Below are 3,557 nucleotides of genomic sequence, written 5' to 3'. Positions count from 1 at the left end.
TAGGCGGTCTTGAAATATAGACATATTTCGTATCGCCAGCAACTTCAACATTATCAATACTGATAGAGCCATCATCAGGTAGGCTCAGCAATTTAAAAATATAAGAATAATCCATGAGTTACCTCCTTTTAACAGAGAGCATAACCATGAAATATTATAAATAAAGAAACAGGCAGATTCACCTATTTCTCATTTGAAATAACCCCCTAAAGTCTAGACCCCTAAAGTTGCCCCTAAATTTCAGACCCCTAAAGATTTTGGATACCCTTTTCATTTTCCACTAGTATTACAGCTTTTTTCTTAAGCTGGTATATCATCAGTTATCACTGGTTTCTTAATCATCTTATTCAATTTGGTATATGTTACCGCTATTAAGCAAAGGATGATGTCAAAACTAGCTGGCAATCAATCGTTTTCAGCCATCTTGTTTTTAAACAAGATGTTGTTATTTTCGAGCATCTGCAGATAAACAAAGATGTCGTTATTGGTAAAGACACCATCTTTCAGAATGTTTGCTTCTTGTAAAACAGGGTCATTGCCATCTGCAATCAGGATATCCAGATAATGTGCACAGATCGGTCCGCAATCCTCTAAGAAGCTTCGATGAAACAAGCTAGGTGTATGATCAACAGCATAATGCAATATCCCATCAATCTCATACACCGGATGGGTAAAGGTTGTTGGTTGAGAAGATTCAATGGCACAATGTGCATCGCAGCTAACATCAATGATCATCGCATGTGGTTTCATCTTTTTTAGATCACTGAGATACAAAATGTGATCACTTCGTTCAACATCCCATAAAATACAATTTATGATAACATCATATTCCTGAAAAGATGAAGAAATGCTTGTTCAGCCTTACGTGGATAAACATCCACATAAGCACCTAGCTGATACAATATTTGCATAGCTCCTTTTGCTGTGTTGCCATTTCCTAAGATTGCTACTTTCTTCCCTTGAGGAAGTGTTCCGTATAATTGAAAAGCATGTAAAACAGCAGCCTTGCCAGCCAATTCACTGTTTTTATAGAAAACAGCACGACCTTCCTCATACATGTTTTCCCAGGCAAAGGCATTCATTTTTTTACGCATCAGCAATTCTGCGCGTTCTTTGGTTTCGGCAGGATGTACCCAGCCAAACAAAATCGTGCCATCTGCCAGATCCTGTAGATAGCTGGCATCTCCGATTTTTGGGTCGCAGATGATTTGCTTTCTCATCACTTCTTTAGGATCATCTATATGAGCGCCACTAGCTCGATAATCCTCATCTGAAAATCCGCATATCTCTCCATAGCCATGGCAGAGATACAGTTGTTCCTTGTGTTTCATAGATGCGATGTCGCATGGACGTAAAACGCGGCGATGTTCATGTTCTTTTGTCGGAATCATTAATCCTACGGTATTCATGAGATCATCTTCTTTCATGTTGCATCCTTAGTATAACATAGATGAAAACAGAAGGAAAAGAATTCATGAAATCCTTTCGCAAACAGAAAAGGGTATGCTATAATTACTAACAGAATAGAAAGTAGGAATATCATGGAACAAAAAGAAACCTTAGAAGCCGTAGAAACAAAGGAAGTAACGGCGGAATCTGTAGATTTTCAATTTGAAACGGTGTTGAATGAAATCTATCAGGATTTTAAAATTATGGATGAGCATGTAGATGCCGGATTAGATGCACGATTAAAAGAATTGTTGACGCATACCGAAAATGAGTTAACAAGTGAAGAATATATGAAGCTTATGTATATGGAAGGACTGAAGTATGAACAGCAGGAAAATAAAAATGCTGCACGCTTTTGTGCCATGCGCATGCTGAAAATTAAGGAATGCTATGAAAATCCTAAGAAAAAACGTCCGCGTTTTTTGGATATGATTCCTTATACGATACCGGAAGAAATGCTTGAGTTTATTGAGCGTTACACGGATTTTTTGGAAGATACATATAACTTCATCAGTAAACGTTTGTTGTTAATTACTGCTGGTTTAGTTGTTATTATCCTTTTAATCTTTATCCTTGTTTTAAAATTGAATTTTTTAATGTCACTTATAAATGCTGCTTTGATTGGTTTATTGAACTATATCCTACAAAAGCGTCGCTTACCGGATATGTTTCAGAAGAATCAAACTGCAGCAATTGAGCATTATGTAGAGGACGATGTACTTGAGTTTGATCGTCCTGTGCGTTATTCATAAACTTATGGAAGATATCTTTGCAAGGGGATGTCTTCTTTTTTTATACGTTTGTAAAGGTTAGAGCTTATTACGCTCATTGATGATGCTATCCCAGGTCATGCTACCGATGACACCATCGACATTTAAATCATATAAATACTGATATTGCTGTACAGCAGCGACGGTTCTTGGTCCATAGATGCCATCTACCGGAATCGGACGCAGACATTTATTGGTGGCTGCAATTTCATTGAGGTATTCTTGCATTTTAAATACGGAAAGTCCTTGTTGACCGCTGGATAAATAAAAACCACGATTGGCAACCGGAATATTGGTGACGACACCTAATTCACGAAGCTTATCGACAAGAGAATTCCAGGTATTATAATTGATAACACCATCAATTGGTAAGCCGGCATAACGTTGCCATTCCCGTACGGCTGTTTCTGTTAATGGGCCAAAGACACCATCTTGTTTATTCACGGTAGAAATTAGATTCCGTTGTTGCATCATATTCAGATATGCCTGCAGTTTGTTCACACCGATACCGAGGTCACCTCGTTTAATTACATATTGTGTAGCCATTCTTTCATCTCCTTTCCTTATACTATATGTAACATGTGCATATTCATCTCAATGATTGCCTAGAAGCATCGACATGAAGAGAGGAAACAAAGGATGTTTTTAGATGAAAAAGGTTTTTTTTCATTGCTTTGATTCATACACTGTCATGAGGTGAGCATATGAGATTATTCAAGTGGATTGGGTCAGTATTGGTGAGTGTCTTCTTGATGGTAACAGCGGTTACCGCAAAAGAGGAAGGATATTGTGTTGAAGGTAAAGTGTTAGATGAAAAGGGACACCCTGTACAAGGGGCAAGTTTCACTTTATATCAATATGGTGCCGTTATGAAAGATGCTGTTATCACCAATGCCAAAGGAGAATGGAAAATTACAGAATTGCCGGCAGGAGATTATGTGCTGAGTCAAGAAAGCAGCCCTTATGGCTATGAGATGATGGAAAAACCACTAGCGATTTCGTTGCAGCAGGATAAGACACTTGTTGTAGATACAATACGTAATGCGCATATGGAAGGGAGTGTGCGGATATGGTTACAGGATGAAAAGGGAAAAGCCATTGCAAAAATGTCTTTACAAGTGTTAGATGAACAGAACCAGCGTTGCTGTCAGGGGGAAACGAATCAAGAGGGGATGTTTATGGCGGAACATCTTTTTTTAGGTAATTATCGTTTAGCCGTTTTAGATGAGCATTTATATAAGGAGAATGAGGAAGGTCTGCGTTTCACGATGACTTCGAAAAATCATAAGCAGATTCAGAATATTTATTTCCATTTGCAGAAAAAAAGCGGTAATGTTT

The 3,557-nt window shown here is 38.0% G+C and carries 5 protein-coding genes; 2 read left to right on the top strand and 3 right to left on the bottom strand.

The genetic code is table 11. The features are described 5' to 3' along the window. Positions 1–405 precede the first annotated feature (405 nt). Both AC1VS3_RS12780 and AC1VS3_RS12775 read right to left on the bottom strand, forming a co-directional pair. Complete coding sequence (locus AC1VS3_RS12780; protein ID WP_270355400.1) at positions 406–807, bottom strand: Rossmann-fold NAD(P)-binding domain-containing protein; 402 nt, start codon at positions 805–807, stop codon at positions 406–408. A gap of 5 nt (positions 808–812) precedes the next feature. After that, entirely contained in the window at positions 813–1,427 is a 615-nt protein-coding gene (locus AC1VS3_RS12775) for a Rossmann-fold NAD(P)-binding domain-containing protein (RefSeq protein ID WP_270355399.1), read from the bottom strand. A gap of 114 nt (positions 1,428–1,541) precedes the next feature. Between AC1VS3_RS12775 and AC1VS3_RS12770 the strand changes: the two genes are divergently transcribed. Then, positions 1,542–2,201 (top strand): hypothetical protein, encoded by a 660-nt coding sequence (locus AC1VS3_RS12770; protein ID WP_008687778.1) that lies wholly within the window; start codon positions 1,542–1,544, stop codon positions 2,199–2,201. A gap of 57 nt (positions 2,202–2,258) precedes the next feature. Here AC1VS3_RS12770 and AC1VS3_RS12765 read toward each other — a convergent pair whose 3' ends face one another. Then, complete coding sequence (locus AC1VS3_RS12765; RefSeq protein WP_008687779.1) at positions 2,259–2,765, bottom strand: peptidoglycan-binding domain-containing protein; 507 nt, start codon at positions 2,763–2,765, stop codon at positions 2,259–2,261. A gap of 158 nt (positions 2,766–2,923) precedes the next feature. Here AC1VS3_RS12765 and AC1VS3_RS12760 point away from each other — a divergent pair. Then, the coding region (locus tag AC1VS3_RS12760) for an MSCRAMM family protein (protein ID WP_481275678.1) at positions 2,924–3,557 on the top strand (634 nt) is incomplete at its 3' end.

This window comes from Longicatena sp., assembly GCF_982403165.1.
Note: the sequence above shows the minus strand (reverse complement) of the source record. Positions and strands in the feature narration are given on the sequence as shown.

Bases quoted from the DNA above. Each gene is read 5' to 3' on its own strand.
- AC1VS3_RS12775 (WP_270355399.1), bottom strand. From the start codon at position 1,427: ATGAAAGAAGATGATCTCATGAATACCGTAGGATTAATGATTCCGACA.
- AC1VS3_RS12770 (WP_008687778.1), top strand. From the start codon at position 1,542: ATGGAACAAAAAGAAACCTTAGAAGCCGTAGAAACAAAGGAAGTAACG.
- AC1VS3_RS12765 (WP_008687779.1), bottom strand. From the start codon at position 2,765: ATGGCTACACAATATGTAATTAAACGAGGTGACCTCGGTATCGGTGTG.